The organism is Limnothrix sp. FACHB-1083, from assembly GCF_014696485.1.
Classification (GTDB): domain Bacteria; phylum Cyanobacteriota; class Cyanobacteriia; order CACIAM-69d; family CACIAM-69d; genus CACIAM-69d.
Window position 1 is genome coordinate 16,513 of sequence record NZ_JACJQD010000003.1, and the last position, 23,602, is coordinate 40,114.

The 23,602-nt window shown below is 53.0% G+C and carries 19 protein-coding genes; 8 read left to right on the forward strand and 11 right to left on the reverse strand.

Going from position 1 to position 23,602, the window contains the following annotated elements:
- Positions 1-55: 55 nt before the first annotated feature.
- From rplI to H6F46_RS04330, 6 genes are all read right to left on the reverse strand, one after another.
- A complete protein-coding gene (rplI, locus tag H6F46_RS04305; RefSeq protein WP_099533812.1) occupies positions 56-514 on the reverse strand; it encodes a 50S ribosomal protein L9 in 459 nt (152 codons plus the stop codon).
- 234 nt (positions 515-748) lie between these two features.
- Positions 749-994 (reverse strand): hypothetical protein, encoded by a 246-nt coding sequence (locus tag H6F46_RS04310; RefSeq protein ID WP_206753571.1) that lies wholly within the window; start codon positions 992-994, stop codon positions 749-751.
- A gap of 1,333 nt (positions 995-2,327) precedes the next feature.
- Positions 2,328-2,897: a hypothetical protein gene (locus H6F46_RS04315; RefSeq protein ID WP_190353708.1), complete on the reverse strand. Its 570-nt coding sequence runs from the start codon at positions 2,895-2,897 to the stop codon at positions 2,328-2,330.
- Positions 2,898-3,311: 414 nt separating this feature from the next.
- A complete protein-coding gene (locus tag H6F46_RS04320; RefSeq protein WP_234406971.1) occupies positions 3,312-3,692 on the reverse strand; it encodes a hypothetical protein in 381 nt (126 codons plus the stop codon).
- Between the two features lie 328 nt (positions 3,693-4,020).
- Positions 4,021-4,644 carry a hypothetical protein gene (locus tag H6F46_RS04325; protein ID WP_190353709.1) on the reverse strand — a complete coding sequence of 208 codons (624 nt, stop codon included), beginning with the start codon at positions 4,642-4,644 and terminating at the stop codon, positions 4,021-4,023.
- A gap of 243 nt (positions 4,645-4,887) precedes the next feature.
- On the reverse strand, positions 4,888-6,750 hold the full coding sequence (locus tag H6F46_RS04330; RefSeq protein ID WP_347278284.1) for a penicillin-binding protein 1A: 1,863 nt from the start codon (positions 6,748-6,750) through the stop codon (positions 4,888-4,890).
- A gap of 228 nt (positions 6,751-6,978) precedes the next feature.
- Here H6F46_RS04330 and H6F46_RS04335 point away from each other — a divergent pair, with 228 nt between their 5' ends.
- On the forward strand, positions 6,979-7,347 hold the full coding sequence (locus tag H6F46_RS04335) for an EamA family transporter (protein ID WP_099533921.1): 369 nt from the start codon (positions 6,979-6,981) through the stop codon (positions 7,345-7,347).
- On the opposite strand, the gene H6F46_RS04340 is transcribed toward H6F46_RS04335, so the two are convergent.
- Positions 7,344-9,074 (reverse strand): hypothetical protein, encoded by a 1,731-nt coding sequence (locus H6F46_RS04340; RefSeq protein WP_190404980.1) that lies wholly within the window; start codon positions 9,072-9,074, stop codon positions 7,344-7,346. The genes H6F46_RS04335 and H6F46_RS04340 overlap by 4 nt on opposite strands.
- 1,642 nt (positions 9,075-10,716) lie before the next feature.
- The gene (locus tag H6F46_RS04345) at positions 10,717-11,214 is read right to left on the reverse strand and encodes a DUF427 domain-containing protein (protein ID WP_190353711.1); all 498 of its coding nucleotides are present in this window, start codon (positions 11,212-11,214) and stop codon (positions 10,717-10,719) included.
- Between the two features lie 403 nt (positions 11,215-11,617).
- Here H6F46_RS04345 and H6F46_RS04350 point away from each other — a divergent pair, with 403 nt between their 5' ends.
- The 7 genes from H6F46_RS04350 (at position 11,618) to H6F46_RS04380 (ending at position 19,460) form a co-directional block, all read left to right on the forward strand.
- Positions 11,618-13,087, forward strand: a complete 1,470-nt coding sequence (locus H6F46_RS04350; RefSeq protein WP_190353712.1) for a TldD/PmbA family protein — start codon at positions 11,618-11,620, stop codon at positions 13,085-13,087.
- A 3-nt stretch (positions 13,088-13,090) separates the two neighbouring features.
- Positions 13,091-14,428: a TldD/PmbA family protein gene (locus H6F46_RS04355; protein ID WP_347278279.1), complete on the forward strand. Its 1,338-nt coding sequence runs from the start codon at positions 13,091-13,093 to the stop codon at positions 14,426-14,428.
- Between the two features lie 109 nt (positions 14,429-14,537).
- Entirely contained in the window at positions 14,538-15,833 is a 1,296-nt protein-coding gene (locus H6F46_RS04360) for an AAA family ATPase (RefSeq protein WP_190353713.1), read from the forward strand.
- Between the two features lie 5 nt (positions 15,834-15,838).
- A complete protein-coding gene (locus H6F46_RS04365) occupies positions 15,839-16,276 on the forward strand; it encodes a hypothetical protein (RefSeq protein ID WP_190353714.1) in 438 nt (145 codons plus the stop codon).
- 158 nt (positions 16,277-16,434) lie between these two features.
- Positions 16,435-17,451: an adenosylcobinamide-phosphate synthase CbiB gene (gene cbiB / locus H6F46_RS04370; protein ID WP_242027780.1), complete on the forward strand. Its 1,017-nt coding sequence runs from the start codon at positions 16,435-16,437 to the stop codon at positions 17,449-17,451.
- The gene (gene cobD, locus H6F46_RS04375; RefSeq protein ID WP_190353715.1) at positions 17,448-18,542 is read left to right on the forward strand and encodes a threonine-phosphate decarboxylase CobD; all 1,095 of its coding nucleotides are present in this window, start codon (positions 17,448-17,450) and stop codon (positions 18,540-18,542) included. The genes cbiB and cobD overlap by 4 nt, the downstream gene beginning before the upstream one ends.
- Positions 18,543-18,761: 219 nt before the next feature.
- Positions 18,762-19,460 carry a THxN family PEP-CTERM protein gene (locus H6F46_RS04380; RefSeq protein WP_190353716.1) on the forward strand — a complete coding sequence of 233 codons (699 nt, stop codon included), beginning with the start codon at positions 18,762-18,764 and terminating at the stop codon, positions 19,458-19,460.
- Between the two features lie 228 nt (positions 19,461-19,688).
- Here H6F46_RS04380 and H6F46_RS04385 read toward each other — a convergent pair whose 3' ends face one another.
- The 3 genes from H6F46_RS04385 to H6F46_RS04395 form a co-directional block, all read right to left on the reverse strand.
- Positions 19,689-21,209, reverse strand: a complete 1,521-nt coding sequence (locus tag H6F46_RS04385) for a DEAD/DEAH box helicase (protein WP_190353717.1) — start codon at positions 21,207-21,209, stop codon at positions 19,689-19,691.
- A gap of 427 nt (positions 21,210-21,636) precedes the next feature.
- Positions 21,637-22,818, reverse strand: coding sequence for a PilW family protein (locus H6F46_RS04390; RefSeq protein WP_190353718.1), 1,182 nt, complete (start codon positions 22,816-22,818; stop codon positions 21,637-21,639).
- Positions 22,815-23,585: a prepilin-type N-terminal cleavage/methylation domain-containing protein gene (locus H6F46_RS04395; RefSeq protein ID WP_099533939.1), complete on the reverse strand. Its 771-nt coding sequence runs from the start codon at positions 23,583-23,585 to the stop codon at positions 22,815-22,817. Before H6F46_RS04395 ends, H6F46_RS04390 begins: the two co-directional genes overlap by 4 nt.
- Positions 23,586-23,602: the final 17 nt, after the last annotated feature.

Genomic DNA, 23,602 nt, shown 5'->3' on the forward strand with positions numbered 1-23,602 from the left:
CGATCGACCATGAGCGATCGCCTAGCTGATGTGCCCAGACATCCCGGCGGCAATCCTACTCGGCAATCACTTCGATCGTCGCCGTTGCCACCACTTCCGGATGCAACTTCAGCGACACCGTGTACTTGCCCAGCTTGTTAATTTCAGGCAAGGTCATATCGCGGTGATCCAAATCGATCCCGGCGTATTCCTTCACCTTGTCAGCCACTTCGCGGGTGGTCACAGTTCCAAAGATCGCATCGCCTTCGCCCACCGACTTGGCAATCCGCAGCGTGCCCACGGTAGACAGAGCCGTTTTGTTGGCTTCTGCGCGTTGTTTTTCTTCAATCTTGCGTTGGCGCTCGGCCTCGCGGCGGCGCTCCACTTGCTTCAAAATTCCAGGGGTTACGTTAACGGCTGCCCCCTGAGGCAGCAGGTAGTTGCGGGCATAACCGGGAGCCACTTCTACCAAATCGCCGGTCTTACCCAGCTTGCTAACGTCTTTGCTCAGAACTACTTGAACTCGCTTAGCCATGGTTGAGGATATCGTGTGTTGGGCTGTTGATGGGCGGGTCGCTGGGTAAGCACTCGGGCACTGCGCAATTACGGTGTAGGAGCGATGTCACGCGCACCGATCGCGCCCCACTCAACAAACTTTTAGACATTGCCAGACAAAAGGCAATTTCCAATATTAACAGCTATGTCGAGCTTGGCAGCAGTCTGAGGACGAAGATTCATCAGCGAAGCCTGGCGGAAATTGTCTAAATCCTTAGCGTGTGCCCGATCCCTGGCTGCGGCTGGGGCCGCCGGAGTCTGGAGGGGTGGGCGCTGGCTGTTGGGCGGCCGCTCGCACTAACCAACTCTGCTCGGGAGAACCGGCCAGGGCAAAGCGCTGGCCCCGACCCAGCCAAGACCAGGGTTCCACCACCGCCAACAGCCCCCAAACCAAAATCACCATTCCTTTGATCAGGGGTTGCGATCGATCCAGGATCGCAGCGGATCGACTTTCGCCCATGACCAATCTTGCTGATTCCCCTTCCGATCGGTGCATGAGTCGTTGGGGGCGAACCACTGTCCTTCGATCGCAACAGTCCAACATCACAAACCTCCCTAGTGCTTTCAAAAACACAAATTAAAGGGCGAAGCTTAACAAGCAATCAAACCGAAACTGAATGGTTAATGGTGATTTTTGAATAGCAATGATTCATTTCAGGCATTCATTTCAGTCATTTATTTCAGTTATTCATTGTTGCAATCCATTAAAATCATGAATTGCAAATCATCAATCGCAAATGATTGATCACAAGCGGCTGATTACAACGGTTAACAGCATGGTTCACAAGCTGATCACAGTTGGTCACGGTTGGTCAGAACCGCTACCACCCAAAAAAATTGATGACCTAGCGGGGGATGCTCCCGATCGTGATGTTGGTTTCCAAACAGTCCATCAAATTACGAAACAATCAACAAACATCATGATCAGAGTGATCTTGACTGATCTTTGATTGTCCAAGCTTGATGATGAAAACTAAGTTAATGGAACCTAATTGGCACAAACTCAGTCAGTGGTCATCAAACTCAGGCTTTCAAAGGTTGCAATCAAGAGTCGTAACCCAAAATTGCAGCTTCAAGTTACAACTTGTAATCGCGACTCAGAATCTTGACCCCGAATCTCAACTCAAGATTGCAACTCAAGATTGCGGCTTAAAATCGCAACTTTAGGGCTGCTTCTACGGTTTCGTGGGCAAGCTTTGGAGCTTCGGTTTTAGCACTGATTTTACGCATTGACCATAGCCCTCTAGTAGTACCGTAGAACGGATATGAGTAACTCATCAGATCTCTTGGGAATTCTGAAGAAAATCTTAATATCCACCATCATAGCCACTACTAGTCTGGTGAATTTCCTGTGCCTCGACCGCTAATTCACCTCAGCACAAAATGCCTGAAGCCTTTGCCAAAGCTGGGTTTCCAGGATCAGTAGGTGGACTTTCTTATATCTGATAAATTGCTCAATTAAACCCACAATTATTCCCGACTACGGCCCCATCGGGCCGAGCCGCAACCGTCGCCCAAGCTCCGTGCTCCTATTCCGTACCCCCGTTCCGTGCCCCTGTTGCGCCTAAGTTTCCCATTCCCAATCAGGGCTAATCATCGAAGAAAAATCCGGTTCATTAGCCCTGAGCGGGATTGGTTAAACTTTTTGAGCAATTCATGACATGGGATTAAAGAAAATACCAGATCTTGGCGAAAATTCGTAAAAATTCAGAGACGATCGCCTGTGGAAATCCTGCAAGTGATTAATGGTTGGCGATCGGCGCTTTTTGCTGCGGCTAGGCTGCTTGTTGCGGCTATTGATTTAACCACTCCATGAGTTCGGTGGGGCTGAGTCCCAAATCTTTGGCCAGGCGATCGGTGTCGCTGCTGCCGCCAGCATCGCGGATTTCGGCCAGTTCTTGCGCTGATCGCCCCACAATTCGGGCAATGTTTTTGAGCTGCCCGTCATTAATCGGCCGCCCTTCGTAAATATCCTTCAGCTCGGGAGGCGAAAGACGATAGGAATCGCAAAATTGCACAAACTCCTGGCTCCCCATGCCCAGGGCGGCTTGGCGATCGCGCAGCAGATAGGCAATGGCGCGGGGGCCACTGGTGGGGCGAATGGTGGTTTCCAAGTACCGCAACATCAGTTGGCCCACCTGTTGGGAGTTGCCGCCCATTTTGGCCACCATGTCGGAGCAAAGGCGCTTGAAAGCTAAGCGCAACACAGTGTTGGTCGCCTCTAGTTTCTTTTCGCGATCGAACAGCTCAGACAACTGGTTAGCAAATTCACTGGTGCACCATCCCACCTCTTCGCCGTTGATGGTGAGGCTGGAATACCAACGCTGGGGGCCAAATTGCACCTTGGGGCTGTCTGTCGCCACGATCGTCTCCTTATGCAAACGCAGGTATATGCAGGGCCTGAAAATCCTGAAAACACTGAGCGGGTTGGGTCGATCGGGGTTCGGGGCGTTGGCGACGCAGAATTCTGAATTCGCAGCTTGCCTTGGCCTTGGTCGATGCAACCCTCTCCATCATCATCATCCATGATCCACTCTGACCATTGAGAGATCATCTCAGAGATTATCCCCGGCCCTTCAGCATCATGGATGATCAAAACCAGGGACGATCAGACGATTAAATGATTTTCTAACGATTTTATGGACGATTGAATGCTGATTGGATGATTTGTTAATGATTATGGGGATTTCAGGCGAAACTGGCCGCATCCGCCACCGAAAGCCCCAACCACAAGCGGCGGCCGAAACGCCCAGAACCGCTTTTTCGATGTTTTGCAATTAACTCTCGGGCAAATTGGGTCGATCGAGGGGCCGACAAAAGGTTTCGACTCCTTGATGGCTGACCCACAGAACCACGGGCAACAGCAACACGGCCGGACAGGGGGGCTGATCATCCAAATAGCCCAGGGTGGCTGCGATCGCCCCTTGGGCTAGGGATTGGCGAACCGGTTCTTGCACGCAGAGCCGGGCACGACATCGCTTGGCCAGGCCTTCCAACCAACCATCACTGCGATCGGGCTGTTGACCGGCCCGAATGGCCAGGGCGATCGCCGCATCTTCGAGATCGCCTTCACAGTCTTCAATCTCTGCCAAGGCCTCCAAAGCAGTGGGATATTCTGCTAACTCAACCCGCAGTTGGGCGATTCTGTCCGTTGACACTACCAAACGATTTTCGTTGCTCATAAAATCCGCAATTCGTCCGCAATCGATCGGCCTGCCTCAGTCCAGTACCCGCGAGCTAGAGACTGGCGACCCCTTCTAGCAACCAACATCAACAGAAATATCAAACAGAAAAATCAACCAGAAGAAATATCAAACCGATCATCAACTCATCAACAAAAACGTTAGCCAAGCCCATGTACTCAACCATTGACCAAGCCCATGTACTCAACCATTGACCCAGTCGATGGACTAAACCAACTCAGTGATTTGGTTCGTCTAGTCCGCCGGTCAAGGCCAATGGTCAAACCCATGGGCCGCTGTCCATTTAGTACAAATACACTTCGCCCTGTTCGGTCACGTTCACGTAGTTCACATCGTGATCAATGTTGTCGGTGGCGGTTAACACCAGCTCCAGATCGCCTTGGGGGGTCACGGTGGGGCGAGCCAACAAAAAACCGCGATCGGCCCGATATAACACCAGATTGCTCGGGGTGGGCAACATCTCCAAAACGCTGGTGGCGCGATCGGGGGAGTCTAGCTGACCGGTCAACAGGCGATCGCCCGTTACGCCAATCACCTCAAAGGCCACCTTGGCATTGGTGAAATTCACTAACCGCACAGTCACCTTGCCACCCTTGAGGGCCAAGCGCGAGGCGGGCAATGGAAAACGAGCTGGCAAGGGCAGCCGGTTCGCTTCGGCGCGCGTGTTGGGGCTGTTGGGCACGGCGCGGGCCGGTGCGGGGGTGGGGGTTTGGGGACGGGCTGGCGGGCTGGCGGGCTGTTGGCCAGCGGCACAGGGACAAGCGCACTGGCATTGGCCAGCGGCCGGTGGCCGAGGCGGGGCCGTTTCCGCCGTCACGGACTGACTTAAACCCAAAACACCGCCATACAGAAGGGCCACCGACCCGATCGCTCCCATGCCCGATCGCCCCAGAAAACGCCGTACCATCGCTTTACTCCTCAAAAATCGAAAAAAATCGAATACCCACCACAAGGTTGTCTCAATGCAGCATCAAGCGGCATCTGAATTCAATCAAACTCAAACCAGAATCAAACTCAAATCTCAACGATGCCGATGAAGACCCTTGGGCCCATCCTCTCGCCAAGGCGGAATCAGGGTTTGAAGACCCGATCGAAGATCGTTAATTAGCCCTCAAGATCCTAATCCTAGAGATCCTGAATCCTAGAGATCCTAGGGCTTTTGGAACTCCCAAGGCTTCCGAAAATCTTCCGCCGGCACGCCTTGCAGCGCCTTCAGCATAAACTCCCGCCAGATGGGAGCCACATAGCTGCCCCCCGTGGCCCCATAGCCGATCGGGCGGTAATTGTCATTCCCCGCCCAAACCGCCACCGACAGTTGCGGCACATAGCCCACAAACCAAATATCCCGCTCTGAGTCCGTTGTGCCCGTTTTGCCCGCCGCTGGCCGGCCAATATTGGCCGTCTTGGCCGTGCCGTTGGTAATCACCCCCCGCAGCGTATCCGTGAGGGTTGCCGTCGCCCAAGGATCCAGCACCAGTTGCGGCCGGGGCGTGTTGTCTAAGAGCACTTTCCCGCTGCTGTCGGTCACCTGCACAATAAACGTGGTGTCCGAATGCCAGCCATTATTGGCAAACGTGGCATAGGCTCCCGCCATTTCCAACGGGGTCACGTCCTCCGATCCCAACGGCAAGGACAGCACCGGCTCCAGCGGGCTTTGGAAACCCAACAGCCGACAGGTTTCAATCACCTTGTTCAGCCCCACCTCCTGGCCCAGGCGCACCACGGGAATATTCAACGAAATTTCCAAGGCCCGCCGAATCGAAACCGAGCCGGAAAAGCCGCCCCCGTAGTTTTTGGGCCGATACATCACGCCCCCATCGTTGTAGCTGACGGGTGTGTCATTCACGGCGGAGTTGGGCGTGTAACGGCCGGTGGCAAAGGCCGCGTAATACACAAAAGGTTTAAAGGCAGATCCCGGCTGGCGCATGGCCTGGATGGCCCGGTTGAACTGGCTCTTGCGATAGTCCACGCCGCCCACCATGGCCTTCACGAAGTGAGTGCGCGGATCCACCGCCACCAGAGCCACTTGATCCGCTCGCAACCCGCGCGATCGCATCCGGGCGTGGGCCGCGCTGACGGTGGCCTCAGCCATGGTCTGAAAATCAAAGTCCACGGTGGTTTGGATCCGCATCCCCCCCTTGAACAGATCTTCGCGCCGGAAGCGTTTCTTTAGCTCTTGGGTCACCGCCTCGGTCACGTAGGGCAACTTGCTGGACTGGAAGGAAGTGCTTTTACCTAAATTCAGCGGTTGATTGCGGGCGGCCAACTCCTCGGCGGGCGTGATCCAACCCAAGTCCAGCATTCGCCCCAGTACGATCGCCTGGCGTTGCTTCGCTCGCTCGAAGTTCAGAAACGGACTGTAATCCTCGGGAGCTTGGATCAGGCCCGCCAGCATGGCGCTCTCGGCCAGGTTCAAATCGGCGGCCGCCTTGCCAAAGTAGCTGCGGGAGGCGGTTTCAATGCCGTAGTTATTGTGGCCCCAATAGACTTGATTGAGATATAGCTCTAGAATTTCGTCCTTTTTCAGGATTTGTTCCAAGCGCAGTGACAAAACCGCCTCGGCCACCTTCCGGCTAATTCGGCGCTGGGGTGACAGAAACAGGTTTTTGACCAACTGCATGGTCAGGGTGGAGCCACCTTCGGAGGTGCGTCCTCGCTCCAGGTTGGTGACCAGGGCCCGCATAATGCTGCCGGGGTTGATGCCAGGGTGCTGATAGAAGCTGCTGTCTTCGATCGCAATGACGGCTCGCTTGAGGTGGGGCGAGATTTGATTTAGGGGGACCACGACCCGGTTGGCTTCGTCGTGCAAGCTGGCCAGCACACGCCCTTTGATGTCGTAGATATAGCTGGTTTCGCTGGGGGTGTAGGTTTGCAGAATCCGCACGTCCGGTAGGTTGCGGAAGCTAACGGCCAAGCCCACCAAGGCTCCGGCCACGGCGGCGCTGCCCAGCATGGTGACGGTCAACAGGGTGCCGCCGGTAATTTGCCCCGCTCCAACGACCAAACGCCACAGGCCCGGGCTGGGAGGCTCGATCGGGGGAGATGGGGCGGGTGTTGATCGGGGCAAGGGGCGAACTCCCGATCGGGGACGACGGGGAGAAGGCTTGTGTGAAACGTTGGAAGACACAGGCGAAAGCAGGCTCCTAACCGATCGCGATCGATGGAATTGCACCGTATCCTAGCATTTGAATTTGTGGGTCAAGTTTAAGATCTCAGCCCTGCGGGGCCAGGAGCGCGATCGGTGACGATTCAGGAATTGGGTTTGCTGTTGGGGTCAATTGTGGCCAGCGTGGTGGGGCAATTTTTGCTAAAAGCAGGGGCCCTGCGCTTGGGCAAAGTGACCGGCGACAACTGGCTCAGTCACTTGCTGTCCATGGTCACCACCTGGGAACTGGTGGCAGGGCTGACGGCCTATGGTCTCGGGGCGATCGCCTATATCCTGCTGTTGACCCGAGTTAAGCTCAGCATTGCCGCCCCTTCCGTCTCCCTGATCTACGTGTTCACGGTGCTGATTGGGGTGGTGGCCTTTGGGGAATCCCTCCCGATCGCTCGGCTCGTCGGCGTTGGACTGATTATGACCGGGGTGGTTTTGGTGGCCTCTCAGTCCTAGGGAACAGCTTGAGCCTTTTGGGTTTTGGATCCTGGGGTCTCGACGGCTCCCCGACCCGGCCACCAAAACTGATTGGGCAAGCGATAGGCCCGCGCCTGATTGGTATCAAAGGCCCAAGCACTCAACTCCGTTGGCTCCGCTGGCAATTCCTCCGGCGTGAAAGCCGCTTGCCAACCCGAAACCCGAAAATCAGCCCCAAGCTTGCGGGCCACATCCGGCCGCGATTCCGTTACCCAAGCGAGGGCGATCGGGCGATCGACCTGGGTTTTGGGATCCCGCGCCGCCAGAATCACCACATCAGCCGATCGTCCCGATCGCCGCAAAATCGCCCACCCCTTCGCCACCCAATGGGGCGATTCAGGATGACTCAAGGGGCGTTGTCGATCCTTTAACACCACCTTCGATTCCCAAGTCCAGCTATCCCACTGTCCTTCAGCCACGCCCGCCAAATCTCGAGAGCCAAACGCTGCCAAATTGGGTGTTTCGATCAGGGGAGGATTAATCACCCCCAAATCATTCAGCGGTCGCAAATATTGCCTCAACAATTGCAGATCCGGGTGAATCTGCTGCAAACCAAATGAATCATAAACAACGGGAAATAAAGTAATACAGGCTTTACCCAACCGTAATTGTCGATTCAAGATTTGCATTCCTCCCAAACCGGCGCGGTAGCTGTTAGATTCCAAAATTAGCCACACCCCCAATAGAAAAGCAGCTCCCCAAGAGAACCAGCGCCAAAGTTGGTTGATTTTTAGGCTGTTGAAACCAGTTCTAGAACTCGTTCTGGAAGCGATTGTTGAATCGGCTTCAGCAGCAATCCCTTGCGCAGGTCTCAGAGCATATGAATTGCTTCGACCCAGGCTAGTGACAATCAGTCCAGTAATAGCAACCCACAAATAATTAGAAACCGTAATATAGCGCGGAGAAAACGCCTGCTCAATCCCAAAGCCCACTCGCCCCAATGACGTAATGGTTCCACTCAGAAGGCTATAGCTGCCCAAAGATAGCCAAGGGATCATGGCCATCAAAGTACTGTGGAAATTTGGGCGATCGCTTGATTTCTGAAATTGTTGCCAAGCACTCCAGGCGTAAACAGCCACACCCCCCACAAAAGCGATCAGCGCAAAGGCTCCCAAGACCTGAGCCAATTGCTGATCAGAAAAGCTCAGGGGCGCACCCAGAAAGCCCAAAAAATATTGCACGAGCTTGAATGGATCTTCTAAGCCCGACAACAAACTTGGCGAATCGGGTGGTTTCACATAGCCATGAAAATAAAAAATCAACGTCCCAGCAAAGCAGGCCAGCCAACCCAACAGAAAAGCCCATGCCTTGCGATTAGGTTGTTGCCAAATTCTAAAACCGATCGGGATTAGGGAAATTAACCAAAAGGTCATGCCATTGGCAAATGTGAAGGTGGCAAACCAAGCCAAACTCGCCATGGTCAGGAAAATTTGCCATTGGGGTCGATCGCCCCGCATCAACAGCAACATGCCCACCAAGCAAGCAGGTGTCACAAACATGATGTATTGCAGACCCCACAGCAGATTTTCATACTGCAATGGACTACAAAGAATTGTGGCAGTTACGGCGGTGGCAACAGCAACTAGCCTCGGTTCGTTAGGAATTGAAAATCTGAGCAGGCGATGAATACCCAACAGAATGAGTAATAGAAGCGTGATCGTTAGGCCCACTTCGTAAGCAGCGTTCCAGTGAGTTAATTCTGCCAACCCAACAAGTATTAAGCGTGGAAAAAATTTGCGACTTTCATTATGTTGAGCAAACAAACTTTCAAGCGTTATGTTCCCATGCTTCCAAGCATGAAAATAAACTCCGATCATCCAACCATCAAAAAAGGGAATATTGACGACATATTTGGCTAGCCAATGCAGCAGCAGTGCAACGGGTACACCAGCCATTCCATAAATCAAGAGGTTGGCTGAAGAAATTCCCATGAAGTGGGCTTGATTGACCCGGTTTTGCAAAATCGAAAAACATTGAAGGCGTTTTTTGAGAGTGATTAACCAAGAATTTAGGATGGTCAACATTGATTCTTGAGCTGAGTTACTGAGTCTCAGAGTTGTCTAATTTTTAGAGAAGGTTTGAACAGTGTCAGATATGAATTTTTGAACCATAGGCACAACAAAACCAGGGATCTACATCCCTTGTCTGAGTTGGTTACTTGCGCAATTACGGGCTTAGGATCAGCCGTTTAGACATTTCCTAAGTCCGTGAGTTCCCGTCACTGTAGCGCGAGTTCTGTCCTTTCACCGATCGCAACTCGAAAAAAAAACGCCACCGAGTCAAACTCGATGGCGATTTGCTTCCCTGGGTCAAGCCATGGATCCCGAAAAAGCGGGTGAATGTGCCTAAAATTTCACTCCGATTTCCTGGATCTTAATGGCTTTGAATGCAATCAGAACGCTGACTGAGCCATGATCTAGTAGGAACTGAGGCCCCTTGAATGGAGCACCCGATCGCCCTGTTATGCACCCTGACGGTCAACAGTTGAGGGTTGATCGAGGTCGATCGCGGGGCCAGTTCCTCAGATGGCAGACAAAGTGAGATGCGGTAGATGCACGATGCACCCCGATTGAGAGGCAGAATCAGAGCTTGCGATCGCCTGAGTGATCGATCGCAATTAATGGAGGAGTCGGGCCTGCATTCACGGTTCGATCGGGCAGGCCAACTCCAGGCAGATACAGCTTGGCAGATGCAGAAGAAGGGAATGAACCCGAACTTTGGCGGAGACTGTGTAGATGCAAAAGTCGCCTGAGCGAACCTGATGAGTGGGAGAGCCTTGGCGACCATCGTGCTCAACGGCTCATTTGCGGAGGCTGGTTGAGGGCGCAGAACCTTATGAACCCAAGATCTTATGAACCCAAGATTTTGAACTCAAGAACTGGCCGGTTAAACCGCAATTCCACAAGGGCGTTGCTGACGATGACCCCACACTTCAACTCAAAACGCCCACCCCTTTTGGGGAATGGCAACGGCGTTGAGGCAATTGACCCTAAACCCTCATTCAGCAACTTCCCAAGGAATTTGCAAGAAGTTTGAGTTAGTGTTTTGCCTTGAGTTTGAGTATAGCAACTTTTTTCCGAGAATTTACGGAGATTACTCAATTTTTTTGAGAAGCCCCGGCAAAGCCTGCTGCTTTTCTCCGTACAGATTCTGGGGGCGATCGCACAGTCTAAGGCGCAAAAATTGTTACCGGTCAATCTTTTCGGGCTTTTAGCTGTGCGATTCAGCATTCATCACTCATTTCTTGGCGAACGATGCATGTATTAAAAATCACTTCAAAAACCGTTACAAATTTCACACCCCATGAACGGGATGAGCGGGATGATCTGCCCGCCTGCCCTGGCATCCTTACCATCCCCAAGTGCCGGGCGATCCTTTGAAGGGGCCAACAATCTCAGAGGTGATCCAGCCGCCATAAAAATCACCGGGCTGGGCCTGCACCAGCTCGCCATCCACATAGCAGGCATCCACGTAGCTCGGGTAAATTGCCACGTAGTTTTGAATCTCGGCAAAGGCGGGGGTCGGCGCGGGATAGAACCAAGCGGCGGCCTCAGCCCGGCGATCGCCCACTTGAATGCTGTAGTACCGGGCGGCCCCTTTCCACTCGCAAAAGGTCGATCGGGCAATTAGCTCAAAATATTCCTGCCGCAAATCCTCTGGGGGAATGTAATAAACCGGCGGGTGGCTGGTTTCCAAAACCCGTTTCGCTTGGTGGGTTTCGGCAATCACCACACCATTGAACTCCACCCGAATTTGCTTACCCGAGTCTTCCCAGCGCGGCGGCCGGGGATAGTCCCACACGGATTCTTGGCCAGGGCCGGGAACCATTCGATCGGGATGTGCCATCACTCAAAACCCCAGTTGAATCGTTTTGTTGAATTTTGCCGCTGAATCCTTTGAAAGTCACTGGGAATGGCCTGAGTGCAACCACCCCCAGCCCGAACACTGCTACGACATCGCTTTGCTAGACTGAGAACCGGGGCTTAACGTTTCTTAAAACCCAAGCCCACAGCAGAAAATTTTCATCGGTTTCCTGGGGTTAGGAACTGTCGTTGTTTCGCCCGAAACCTCAGATCTGCCGTTAGCGGATCGTGGGGAGCAAGGGGCTTAAGCCCCTTGTTACAACGGTTAGGGGGCATGAAAAATCAAGGGTTTCAGCCTCACCTCGAGAAATGACGACAGACCCTAGCCCCCTTGAGCAACCCCTAATTCTGTTTGCTGCCCTTCGCACCGTTTGAGGAATCATTACATGGCTCCAACTTTGCTGCTGTCTCGGGATGTGCCCGAGTTGCGTTACCTGCCCACGGTCGATCGCTTCGATGAAAGCTGGCGATCGCCCCTTTCGACCTTGCTGGGTTGGGGGCGCGCCGCCGGAGCCGATTTTGTGGAATTTTTCCTGGAGCGCAGCAACTACATCAACTGCCTGGCCGAAGACGATGCCATCACCAGCATTGCCCCCCGACTGGCCACCGGCGCGGGGGTGCGCGTGTTTCGCGGCCATGCCGACTGCTACGTCAGCACCAATGATCTGACCTTTGCCGGGTTGCGATCAGCCTTGGAAAAAGCCCTGGCCATCCTGGGGTTGAGCCTGCCGGGCCCCAATGCCTACATCCCCGAAGTGAACCTGGAACCCCTGCGGGACTACGTGGCCACCAAGGGCAAGGATGATTGGTTGGGCCAATGCAGCTCCATGAAGGAAATGGGCGAGGTGCTGTTGGCGGCCAATGGCGCACTGGCCAAGCAAGGCAGCCATGTGCAGTCGCGGCGATCGAGCTATTTTCGCGACTGGCAAGAAGTGTTGGTGGCCGCCAGCGATGGCGTGTTTGCCCATGACATTCGCCTGACCCAATCGGTGGGGTCGAGCCTGCTCTGTGCCGATGGGGCCAATCGATCGTCCATTGGTCAGCGGGCCGGCGATGCCAGCAATCCCCAATTTTTGCGGGATTGGGACTACGAAACCTTCACCAGTGGCATTGCTGAATCGGCGGGCAAAATGCTCTACGCCGACTATGTGGAGTCGGGCAACTATCCCGTGGTCATGGCCAATGCCTTTGGCGGCGTGATCTTCCACGAAGCCTGCGGCCACCTGCTGGAAACCACCCAAGTGGAGCGCAAAACCACGCCATTTTGGGACAAGAAAGGCGAAAAAATCGCCCATGAAAATTTGACCGCTTGGGATGAAGGCTTGAGCGACAACGCCTTCGGCACTTTGGATATGGACGATGAAGGCATGCCGGTGCAGCGCACTTTGCTGATTGAAAATGGCATTCTGAAAAACTTCATTTCCGATCGCGCGGGCTTTGTGAAAACCGGCCATCCCCGCACCGGCAGCGGCCGCCGTCAGGGCTACACCTTCGCCGCCGCCTCGCGGATGCGGAATACCTATATTGCACCGGGCGAATTCTCGATCGATCAGTTGTTTGGCTCGATCGATCGCGGCATTTATTGCAAGCGGATGGGCGGCGGCAGTGTCGGCCCCACCGGTCAATTTAACTTCGGTGTGGATGAAGCTTACTTGATTGAAAATGGCCAGCTCACCAAACCGCTGAAGGGCGCAACCTTAATCGGGGAAGCGGTGGAAATCATGCAGAAAATTTCCATGTCTTCCAATGATTTGGCCCTGTCGCCAGGGTTCTGTGGATCGGTCAGTGGCAGTGTCTATGTCACCGTGGGTCAACCCCACATCAAAGTGGATGCAATTACCGTGGGAGGTCGCTAAGTCGTGGCAATTTCAATTGAACAATTGGCAACGGATGCCCACGATTTGGCAACCAATTTGGGCATCAAACAATTTGATTTGTACGGATCATCCGTCGATGAAACCAGCGTCAAAGTGCGCGACGGCGAGCCGGAACAGGTGAAGGCCTCCCAGCGATCGGGCGTGACCGTGCGGGTTTGGAACCAAGACGGGCGCGTGGGCATCACCTCCACCACCGACATCGATCGAGCCGGGCTGGAACTGGCCCTCCGCACCGCCAGTGAGGCCAGCGCCTTCGGAGCCACGGACAACGTGCCGGACTTCAGCCCCGAAGCCACCCAGCCGATCGATGGCAACACCAGCGACATGGCCCCGCCCGCCCCGATCAACACCCTGATCACGGCCCTGGCCGATGCCGAAAAACGGCTGCTGGATGCCCACCCGGCGATCACCTCCGTGCCCTACAACGGCCTCTCCCAAAGCGACACGGAGCGGTTTTATCTGAACAGCGAAGGGGCCCTGCGGCACGAGGCCCGTTCGATCGCCTCCATGTATCTCTACGCCAAAACCGAGCAGGAAGGGCGCAAACCCCGCAGCGGCGGCGCATTCCGCATGGCCCGCAGCTTCGATCGCCTCGACCTAGAAGGCTGCCTGCAAGAGAGCACCGAAAAAACCCTCAGCCACCTGAACTACGACAAAATTCAGTCGGGCAAATATCCGGTGGTCTTTTCGCCAGAAGCTTTCCTCAGCTTGCTGGGAGCCTTTTCCAATCTGTTCAACGCCCAGAGCATTTTGGATAAGCAAAGCCTTTCCACGCCGGATTCGCTGGGACAAACCCTGGCCGCGTCGATCCTGTCGCTGGCGGACGACGAACACCACCCCGGCAACATTGGCGCAAGCTGGTTCGATGGCGAAGGCACACCCACCCGCCGCATCCCGCTGATCACCGATGGGCAACTCAGCAACTTCCTGCACAGTGCCGGAACCGCCAAACGCCTGGGCGCACAACCCACGGGCCACGCCAACATGGGGGCTAAGGTGACGGTCAGCCCTGGCTACTGGCACGTGTTCTCGAACCAACCGGGCGACCTTCGCTTGGCCGATGCCGAGCAGGTGATCTTGGTGGACGATGTGACCGCCCTGCACGCGGGGGTGAACGCCCTGGAGGGATCGTTCTCGCTGCCCTTTGATGGCTGGCTGGTGAAACGGGGCGATCGGGTCAGCATCGAGTCCGCCACGATCGCGGGCGACATCCACGACCTGCTGAAGTCGATCATCTGTGTGGAACCCGAAGCCGAAGTGCTCCCCGGCGGCACTTGCCCCCGAATTTGGGTGGCGGAACTGTCGATTACGGGCGACTAACATCGGGCAACTGGGGCTAGGCGCGAAATCATCTGCCTAGCCCCATGTGATCACTAGGAGTCCGTTAGGGCAGATTACTCAGCCAATTTTCAAAAATCTTAAGTTGCTCATGGAAAAATTAATCATTCAAGGCTTCGCTGGCTTACAAGACATTGAAATCATTCCAAAAAAAATCAATCTTTTGATCGGCCCACAAGCTAGCGGAAAAAGTATTATTGCCAAATTACTGTTCTATTTCAGAAGCTTTGTTCAAGAAATTTTTTTTGCTGGCTTTAATTCAGAATCAAAGTCAGAATTTGACAAGACAATGAAAATTTTATTTGAACAATATTTTCCTTTAGGATCTTGGGGGGATTCAGAATTCACTATTCAGTATTTGCTATTTAGTGAACACATCGCAATCAATCGCAGTAAAAACATTAAGAGAAATACTTCTAGATTAGATTTGACTTATTCGGATTTTTATAAGAAAGCATTATCTCAAGCTAGACTTATTGTCAGAAAAGTTGAAGACTCTCCTTCTTTTTGGAAAGTGATCAGAGAGTCAGGACTAGGAGTTTATCCTCAAGCTCAAATCAAATTTCTAACAAAGACTTCGGAAAAGCTAAATGCAGAGGCAGTATTTGATCAGCTATTTATTCCTGCGGGTCGTTCACTGTTCGCAATTTATGATAACAATATTTTCAGTTTTTTGTCTAAAGACCTAACTATTGATCCTCTTCTTGTGCAATTTGGACGATACTATGAACAGGCAAGAAATTTCGCTGTCAAATCAGGTCATGAGTTTGAAGACCAAAACATTGATGCTTTGTTTTTGGAATTTGCTTATTTGAAATCTCGAATTTTGTCAGGTGAATATATACGCCATCAAGGCAAGGATTATATTGAATCTTCAGATGGAAGGGCTGTGAAATTATCGCATTCTTCCTCAGGTCAGCAAGAGACTCTGCCTTTGATTCTGATTTTAGAGAACTTGTTATTTTCTTCTGTTTTTAGTAGTACAACAATCACTTCATTAGGTCATTCAATTTATATTGAAGAACCTGAAGCACATCTGTTTCCAAGTGCTCAAAGGGACATTGTAAATCTCATTGCCACTGCTTACAATGCCAAGTCCAATCAATTCAGATTTTTTCTGACAACCCACAGTCCTTATATCCTGACTTCATTTAACAACTTGATTCAGGCGGGAATTTTGAGCAAGGATGGGCATCGTGACCAAGTTCTCAAAGTTATACCCGCCTCTCAGATTCTTGATCCTGATGATGTAGCTGCCTATCATGTCGTTGATGGCAAGGCTCGCAACATCATCGATCCAGAAACTCAGTTAATTGATGCTCAAATTATTGACTCCATTTCTGAGGAGCTAGCCATTCAGTTTGATCAACTACTGGATATTGAGTAGGGATCATGGATTTTCCAAAATGCACCCGAGAATATGAAGGAAAAACCATTTCTCTGAGTGATCCTAAATCCAAAAACAGCAAAGCAAAGCTAACCTTAAAGAACCCCAGACAGCTTCTGATTAAGGTTATTGACATTGATGGGTGTGTTATTAGGGAAGGTATTCGCTGCGATCAACTAGTGACCCTGCCTAATAATAAGCTGATCTATGTTGAATTTAAAGGAAACGATGTTAAACATGCAGTCAAGCAAATTGAATCCACAATGGGATATATTTCGGGAGTTTGTAACTTGTCAAGAAATTCAGACATCATTTGTATGATTGCTTGTAATCGATGCCCTCTTAGTTCAACAGACATCCAAAAATATAAGCGCCTGTTCAAGGATAAGTACAAAGCCAGATTATTTATTCAGACAGGAGAAATTCAATATGCTGTTGAATAATAATTAGTAGTAAAGCGAAAGGCAATTTCTTTGTTTTGCAATTCTTGAAATCATTCGATTTGATTAAAGGTCTTCTTGATTCTATTCAAATATCAGAAAAATAGGCGAATGAGTTAGTTTAAGCTGGATTACTGATAATTTTTTATCTAAATTTAGGAATGAACGGATTGATTGGCATGGGAGAGCCAACCCGATCGATCCTAGTATTGGGACTTGCGGCGGTGATTGATTGGCTGGTGGGTGACCCTTGGAGTTGGGTGCATCCGGTGCAGGTCATCGGGGCATGGATCGATCGCTACCGTCGTTGGGTTTGGTCTTTGACCGCTCCCGATCGGGTTCAGCGCTGGTTAGGGGTGGGGTTGGCATTGTCCACGATCGGGGGCGCAGGGGCCCTGGCTGGGGCGATCGGGTCGCTAGCCTGCAAGCTGAACCCCATTTTTGGCTTAGGGGTCGAGGCGGTGATGGTGGCGGCTTGCTTTGCGGGTCGCAGCTTGCGGGATGCGGCGGAAGATGTGTTGGAACCGTTGGCCCGTGAGGATTTGCCGGAAGCGCGATCGCGCCTCAGTCGCTACGTGGGCCGGGAAACAGAGCATCTCGATCGCCCAGAAATTTTGCGAGCCGTGCTGGAAACCGTAGCGGAAAATGCCGTGGATGGTGTGTTGGGGCCGCTGTTTTGGGCCTTGGTGGGTGCTGGGGCAACGGTAATTTTTGGGTGGGGCCCTGGGGCGATCGCAGCGGTGGCATTGGGTTACAAAGCCGCCAGCACGCTCGATTCGATGGTGGGCTACAAGGACTCACGCCATCGGGATTTGGGTTGGTTCAGCGCTCGCTTGGAAGATCACCTCACTTGGTTGCCCTGTCGATTAACCGTGGGATCGATCGCCCTGATTTCAAGAAAGCCCTTGCAGGTTTGGGGTCGCTGTCGGCGGGATGGGGCGCTGGATCCTAGTCCCAATTCCGGCTGGAGCGAGTGCGCCTATGCGATGGTCTTGGGGGTGCAACTAGGGGGCGAAAATCGCTATCGCGGTCAAGTGAAATACAAGCCCCTGTTGGGAGACCCCCAGCGACCGATCGAACCGGAGACCGTGCGATCGGCTTTGGGGTTGACCCGGGTGGTCTTTTTGGGGTGGTTATGCGGGGCGATCGGGCTATTGGCGCTAGGATTTTTGCCATGACCACTGTTTCCCACCCAATCCATGGGGGCAACCTGGCTTGGGCCGCCGCGATCGCCCATTGTGCGCCCTCTGAAATTCTGGACTTTTCCGCCAGTATCCATCCCGGAGGCTTGCCACCCAGCATTTTGGCTGCCCTCACTGCCGCCTTGCCCTCCCTGGCCGCTTACCCGGATCCAAACTACGGCGAATTGCGCCGGGCCCTCGCTCAACACCATAACCTCGACCCAGATTGGATTTTGCCAGGCAATGGGGCGGCGGAACTCTTGACTTGGGCCGCTCGGGATTTGAGTCAGTTGGCCGCAACCGTGCTGCCCGTGCCGGCCTTCGCGGACTATGGCCGAGCCTTGCGGGCATTTGGGGCCAAAATTGTGCCGATCGCGCCCGTAGAGCCTTGGGTTTGGGATTGGGGCGACTGGCTAAATCGCGATTGCGCCGCCTATGGTTTGGTGCTGAACAATCCTCACAACCCCACTGGGCAACTGTGGAGCCACGATCTTTTGCGGCCCCTTTGCGATCGTTTTGGGTTGGTGGTGGTGGATGAGGCATTCATGGATTTTTTGCGACCGATCGAGCAACCCACCGTCGTGAACTGGGTTCAGGACTATCCAAACCTGATTGTGATTCGATCGCTCACCAAGTTCTACGCCATTCCGGGACTCCGGCTAGGCTACGCGATTGCCCAGCCCGATCGGTTAACACGCTGGCAACAATGGCGAGACCCCTGGTCTGTCAACGGTTTAGCCGTGGCCGCCGCCCTTGCCGCCCTTGCCGATCGCCCCTTTGCCGAAAAAACCTGGACTTGGCTGGAATCGGCCCGATCGGAACTGTTTCTGGGTCTACAAGCCCAACCGGGCCTGATCCCCTATCCCAGCGCCGCCAATTATCTGTTGGTCAAAACCGCCCTGCCCAGCAATCAGCTCCAGCAGCAAGTGCTCCGGCGCGATCGGATCTTGATCCGAGACTGTTCAAGCTTCCCAGAGTTGGGCGATCGCTTCTTTCGAGTTGCGATCAGAACCACCGCCGATCATCAGCGACTGTTGCGATCGCTTCAGCAGGCGCTTAGATCGCCCTTGAGTAGTTGCAAGGAATGATTTTGTCAAGTCAATCTTTGCGATCAGTAGCCTAGGCTACCAGTTCACGAAGCGCTGAATTCCTCATTAACTGGGAAATTCAGCGCTTTGTGTTTTTTCAATAAATTCAAATTTACAAACAGCAGTATTTAAAGATTTCGTGAATATGCGTGACGTTTTTCTTCATTCAAATTAGTTTGATGGGGTCAGCAACTAACCCTTAATACCCATCAAAACACTATGCGACTCACCATATCTGCGGCCATTATTTCAATTGCAACAGCGATTGCCTCGGCCAATCCAGCGGCTGCTTTAACACTGCTAAATAGCTCTGGCTCTTGGGGCACTCCATCGGGAACACCCTTTTATGGCTTCCAGACGGTGGGCGCTGAAAACCAAGTTCGGTGGGGTATTCCAGCAAGCGAGGCCGGCCCCAGCGGACTGGGATTTACCGGTGTCGGTGCAACGCCCATCACCCTCGGCAGCATTTTTCAGTTAGGAACTTTGCGGCATTTCAACAACCCAATTTATGATGCAGCCAACTCCGTTGGGTTGTCAGTAACGCTCGATTTTGCAGAAATTGCTGATGAGATCTTTAACTTCACAATGAACATTGACGAGACCACAAACTCGGGCACTTGTTCTTACTTCAGCGTGACTCCTTGTGCGGACAAAATCAGTTGGAATAACGCCTTGGGCGATCGCTCCTTCTCCTACGACGGCAAGGAATACACCCTTGAGCTATCCGGCTTTAAGCTTTCGCCCGATGGTGAGTTAGTGTCCGACTTTATTTCCCAAGAAGGCGGAACTAGCGAAGCCTATCTCTATGGTCGAATTCGTGAAGTGCCCGAAGAGCGCAGCACACCGGAACCGTCGCTCATGTTTGGCTTAGCAGGATTCGCCGCTTTGGGTTTGCGTCGCCGTTGGGTCAATTCCTAGGGATTTTGTCACTGTCTCAGTGCTCTGTAGCTCTGGGAAATCATAGATTCAACATCACATTTTTGGTCTTTGCTTAATTGGGTCTTTGCCCAAAAAACACAGTCCCAAAAAGTAAAGACTACAAAAAGGGTCTCAAGCGTTTAATCATTTGCTTGAGACCCTTTGGAATTTTTGAATTTTTCTGGAACTTACGAGTCTGTCGTTAACCAAGAGACAGACTCTGAGCTTTTATTCGCCGACGGGAGCGAAACGGTTGCGATCGTTCATCTTCACCGGCGCATCGGGGCGGGGACGATTGGGGTTCGGGCGGCGATCGCCACCCCCACCAGCACCCCGACGACGGGAGCCACCCCCGTAGTTACGGCCACCGCGATCGCCTCGGCCGCCGCGATCGCCCCGTTCGGGACGCTCAGTTTCAAAGTTATCGTCACCAAAGACCCCTTCAACTTGCCAAGCGGGCCGTTCCATGTCGTAGAACATTTGCAGCGCCGCCGCCGCAACTGCCCGAGGATCGTACTCCTCACCCAGTTGCGACACAATCGGCAGGAACGAGGCCACCCGATCGCTGGTCAGCGCTTCCTTAACCCGGTTCTTGAGGCGATCGATCCGGCGCGCTTCAATCTCGGCACGGGTCGGCAAATTCACCGGCTGCATCGATTGGCGCGTGTGCCGCTCAATCTGCCGAATCCGGTAACGCTCCAGGCTGTAAGACAGGGTAATCGCACGCCCCGTTCGACCTGCGCGGCCCGTCCGACCAATCCGGTGAACGTAATTTTCCAGGTTATCGGGCAGATCGAAGTTGAACACGTGGGTCACCCGATCCACATCCAAACCCCGAGCAGCAATATCCGTCGCCACAATCAGCTTCAACTGCCCCCGACGGAAGCGCGTGATCAGGCGTTCCCGTTGGGCTTGGTTCAGGTTGCCATGATATTCATCGGCGCTGTAGCCAGCCGCTTGCAGTTGCACGGTCAGTTCCGCAGCTCCCTGCTTGGTGCGCACGAAGATCATCGCCGACTCAGGATCTTCTAGCTCCAGGATCGGCAACAAGGCCCGAATTTTGTTGCAGCCCCGGGGAACCGTATACAGCACCTGTTCAATTCGGGTGGGAGTCGCTTGGGGCTGCTCCACCGTCACAAACACCGGATCCTTCAGGAAGTTCGCCACCAGACGACGAATTGTCGGACTCATCGTTGCGGAGAAGAAAGCTGTTTGGCGCTCGGCGGGCAGCGAGCTACAGATCTTTTCAATGTCCTGAATGAAGCCCATATTCAGCATTTCATCGGCTTCATCCAACACAAAGTAACGCACCTGGTCGAGGCGCAAAGCACCGCGATCCATCAAGTCCATTACCCGACCGGGCGTGCCGATCGCAATTTGCGCGCCCCGTTGCAGTTGGCTAATTTGCCGATCAATCGATTGGCCACCGTAGACCGTCACGGTTCGCAAACGAGAACCAGGGCCCACAAACTTCTCGATCGCCTGGGAAACCTGTAACGCCAGCTCACGAGTTGGGGCCAGAATCAATGTTTGAACAGTGCGATTGGCATCATCAATCTGCTCCAGCATGGGCAGCCCAAAGGCCGCCGTCTTGCCAGTTCCAGTTTGAGCCAAGCCAACCACATCTTTTCCTTCGAGCAAGGCGGGAATCGCGCGTGCTTGGATGGGGGTGGGTTCAGTAAAGCCAAGGGTTTCCAGATGAGCAGCACGGGTTTCCGAGAGGCCGAGGCTTTGGAAGGAAAGGGTCATGAGTACGCTTCGTAACGGATGAACAACCAAAACCCAATCTCGCAGTTAGCCCCGAAAACCCGCAGCACGATCTAGATTGCACGGCTGGGAATCTTATTTGAATAGCGGTCGTCTGTGTTGCCGCAGAGTCAATACGTCCTTTCTGATGGGATGACGTGTTGACCCTAACCGCACGATCGCCCCCCGAGCAAGCGGGGCAGATTAGGCAAAATTGGGCGCTTTAAACAGTCAGACGAGTGTTAACTCGTTCTTTACTTAAAATAACTTAAAAAATGGCAATACGATCGCAAATGCCCTAGATTTTTCTGGGATCACGCCATGTCAGGAAACCGCGCGATCGCCTCAATCCCTTCATTCGTCGGGGTTTCAAAACGTTTATCCTCTCAGCGAGGCAACCTTCGCAGATGCCCAACAGGCAGCCCGCTGGCTATTGCAGCAGCTTCGACGGAACCTTGTTCACCGTGCCTCGGTTCAAAACTTCAGTTTTGACGGCCGCCAGCCGACAGGTCGTCTGTTGAGTCTCTTTACCCAGCTCCGTACTCAAATTCTTTTCCCCAGCCGCCGGATCATCCTGAGAGCAACTCCGCCGATCCAAACCATAGCGCCCTTCTGGGTTACCGCGAACTGCCAAAATCACCTTTTGGTTCTGGTTACCCTCGTTTTTCTGGAGCTGTTGCAAACTAACTGCTCCAGTTTCGTCCAGCACACAGGCATAGACACTGCGAACCCCTTCAAAATCCCCCGTTAATGACTCAAGACTAGGCGTAACTTCATACTGGGCAGGACATTCCCGCTCTGCGCTCAGCGTTTGATCCCGCGTATCGTCTACAAAATCCACCAGCACCTGTAATGGATCAAAATCCGGCTCACCTGAGTTTGGTGGTGTGTTGCCTTCAGCCGTTTTTGGCCAAGTCTGCAAAGTCAAGCCTAAGCCTGCATCTAGGGGATCATTGAAGGTGTCATTAAATTCTTCCCTGTGATCAAACCGCTTGAGAACAAGTCGAGAAATTCGAGCACGACCGTCCCATATCTTGTTCTTATTACTTTTGTCCAGGAAGTAAACAACCAAAGTGTACGTCCTACCCGACAACTGATATGTCTTACACTTAGATTCTGATTCACATTCAGAAGGTAACGGATGAGGTAGCGGATCGAGCTTCCAAAAGGCGATCAGTGGAAGGCTACTATCATTTGGTAATTCCAAGCCTCCATCACCACCGAATAGACCTGGACAATAATCAGTTTGCCCGGGAGAAGATTGCCCCTCCCATAGACATTTACCGGTGTAGACATAAATCGCCTCTCGCAGTTCATTACTCATGAACTCCGCAGCAATTCCCATATCACGCATGGTTTCCGATCGCGCCAACTCTCGACGATTGGTCGAAACCAGCTCCACCACAATCCCTAACAAGCCTGAAATGATCAGCCCTGCAATCAACGCTGAAATCAACAATTCGATCAGCGTAAATCCAGATGTTTGGGTTGAATCAAGCTGACGGTTTTGGATTGCGCCTTTGCGTTTACCTAAAAATGCAAGGCCATGAGGTAGCTGAAATGCTTGGTAACGACGCTTAACTCGTTTGAGGACTCGTTGAAGGGTAATCATGGGGTTTCTCCACCACTCGTTTTCGTCTTACAGTCTTCAGCCCCCCCGTTGAGGAGATAACACATTTTTTCGTAAGCACCTTTGGTGTCCGAAACGGCCAGTTGTGTGTAGAGCACTGCCAAGGGCTTAATTCCCTGCTCACCCGTGCCACTGGTTAATTGCAGAGAAGCGGCTTTAATGTCCAGGGGCTGAGTTCCACTCCGGATGGGTTGATAAGCCCAAACTCGCACCCCAAGCCGAAAAGCCACGGGAACTAAGCCAGCCGCACCTTCAATCGCGGTTTTATCGGAGGCAGCACTTCGAAAGGTTTGAACAGCAAAATCTGGCAAACAATCGCCATCCACATCCACAGGCCGCAACTCCAAAGCGCCCACAAATGGCACGCCTTTGTCACAACTATTTCGAGTAGACTCCAGATTTTTTAAATCGGGAACTCCCGAAGGTGCTGGCGTTTTTTCAAACTCACTGGCTCCGCTACTACTTTCTTGGGGCAGCAGAGACAAATTATTACTAAAATCTCCTCGCTCCATGGTGACGCGCACTTTGTCCACTTCGCCCTGAGCCACTTGAATGGCCTGTTCTGCCCGATTGCTCTGGACTCGCGAGGCTGTTGCCAGAAATAGGGGAGGCGTGATCGCCACCGCCACCACAGACATCATCACCAAGGCCACGATGCATTCGAGCAACGTCAGCCCAGATTCTGAGCCTGAGATTTGGGACTGCCTGCGCCAGCGGCGAACCCAGTAATTGAACGCGGCGTTAGACATGACGGGTAAGCCTCGCA

Coding starts and splice junctions, on each gene's coding strand:
- rplI (WP_099533812.1), bottom strand. CDS start 514: ATGGCTAAGCGAGTTCAAGTAGTTCTGAGCAAAGACGTTAGCAAGCTG.
- H6F46_RS04310 (WP_206753571.1), bottom strand. CDS start 994: ATGGGCGAAAGTCGATCCGCTGCGATCCTGGATCGATCGCAACCCCTG.
- H6F46_RS04325 (WP_190353709.1), bottom strand. CDS start 4,644: ATGGTACGGCGTTTTCTGGGGCGATCGGGCATGGGAGCGATCGGGTCG.
- H6F46_RS04345 (WP_190353711.1), bottom strand. CDS start 11,214: ATGGCACATCCCGATCGAATGGTTCCCGGCCCTGGCCAAGAATCCGTG.
- H6F46_RS04350 (WP_190353712.1), top strand. CDS start 11,618: ATGGCTCCAACTTTGCTGCTGTCTCGGGATGTGCCCGAGTTGCGTTAC.
- H6F46_RS04360 (WP_190353713.1), top strand. CDS start 14,538: ATGGAAAAATTAATCATTCAAGGCTTCGCTGGCTTACAAGACATTGAA.
- H6F46_RS04365 (WP_190353714.1), top strand. CDS start 15,839: ATGGATTTTCCAAAATGCACCCGAGAATATGAAGGAAAAACCATTTCT.
- cbiB (WP_242027780.1), top strand. CDS start 16,435: ATGAACGGATTGATTGGCATGGGAGAGCCAACCCGATCGATCCTAGTA.
- cobD (WP_190353715.1), top strand. CDS start 17,448: ATGACCACTGTTTCCCACCCAATCCATGGGGGCAACCTGGCTTGGGCC.
- H6F46_RS04380 (WP_190353716.1), top strand. CDS start 18,762: ATGCGACTCACCATATCTGCGGCCATTATTTCAATTGCAACAGCGATT.
- H6F46_RS04385 (WP_190353717.1), bottom strand. CDS start 21,209: ATGACCCTTTCCTTCCAAAGCCTCGGCCTCTCGGAAACCCGTGCTGCT.
- H6F46_RS04390 (WP_190353718.1), bottom strand. CDS start 22,818: ATGATTACCCTTCAACGAGTCCTCAAACGAGTTAAGCGTCGTTACCAA.
- H6F46_RS04395 (WP_099533939.1), bottom strand. CDS start 23,585: ATGTCTAACGCCGCGTTCAATTACTGGGTTCGCCGCTGGCGCAGGCAG.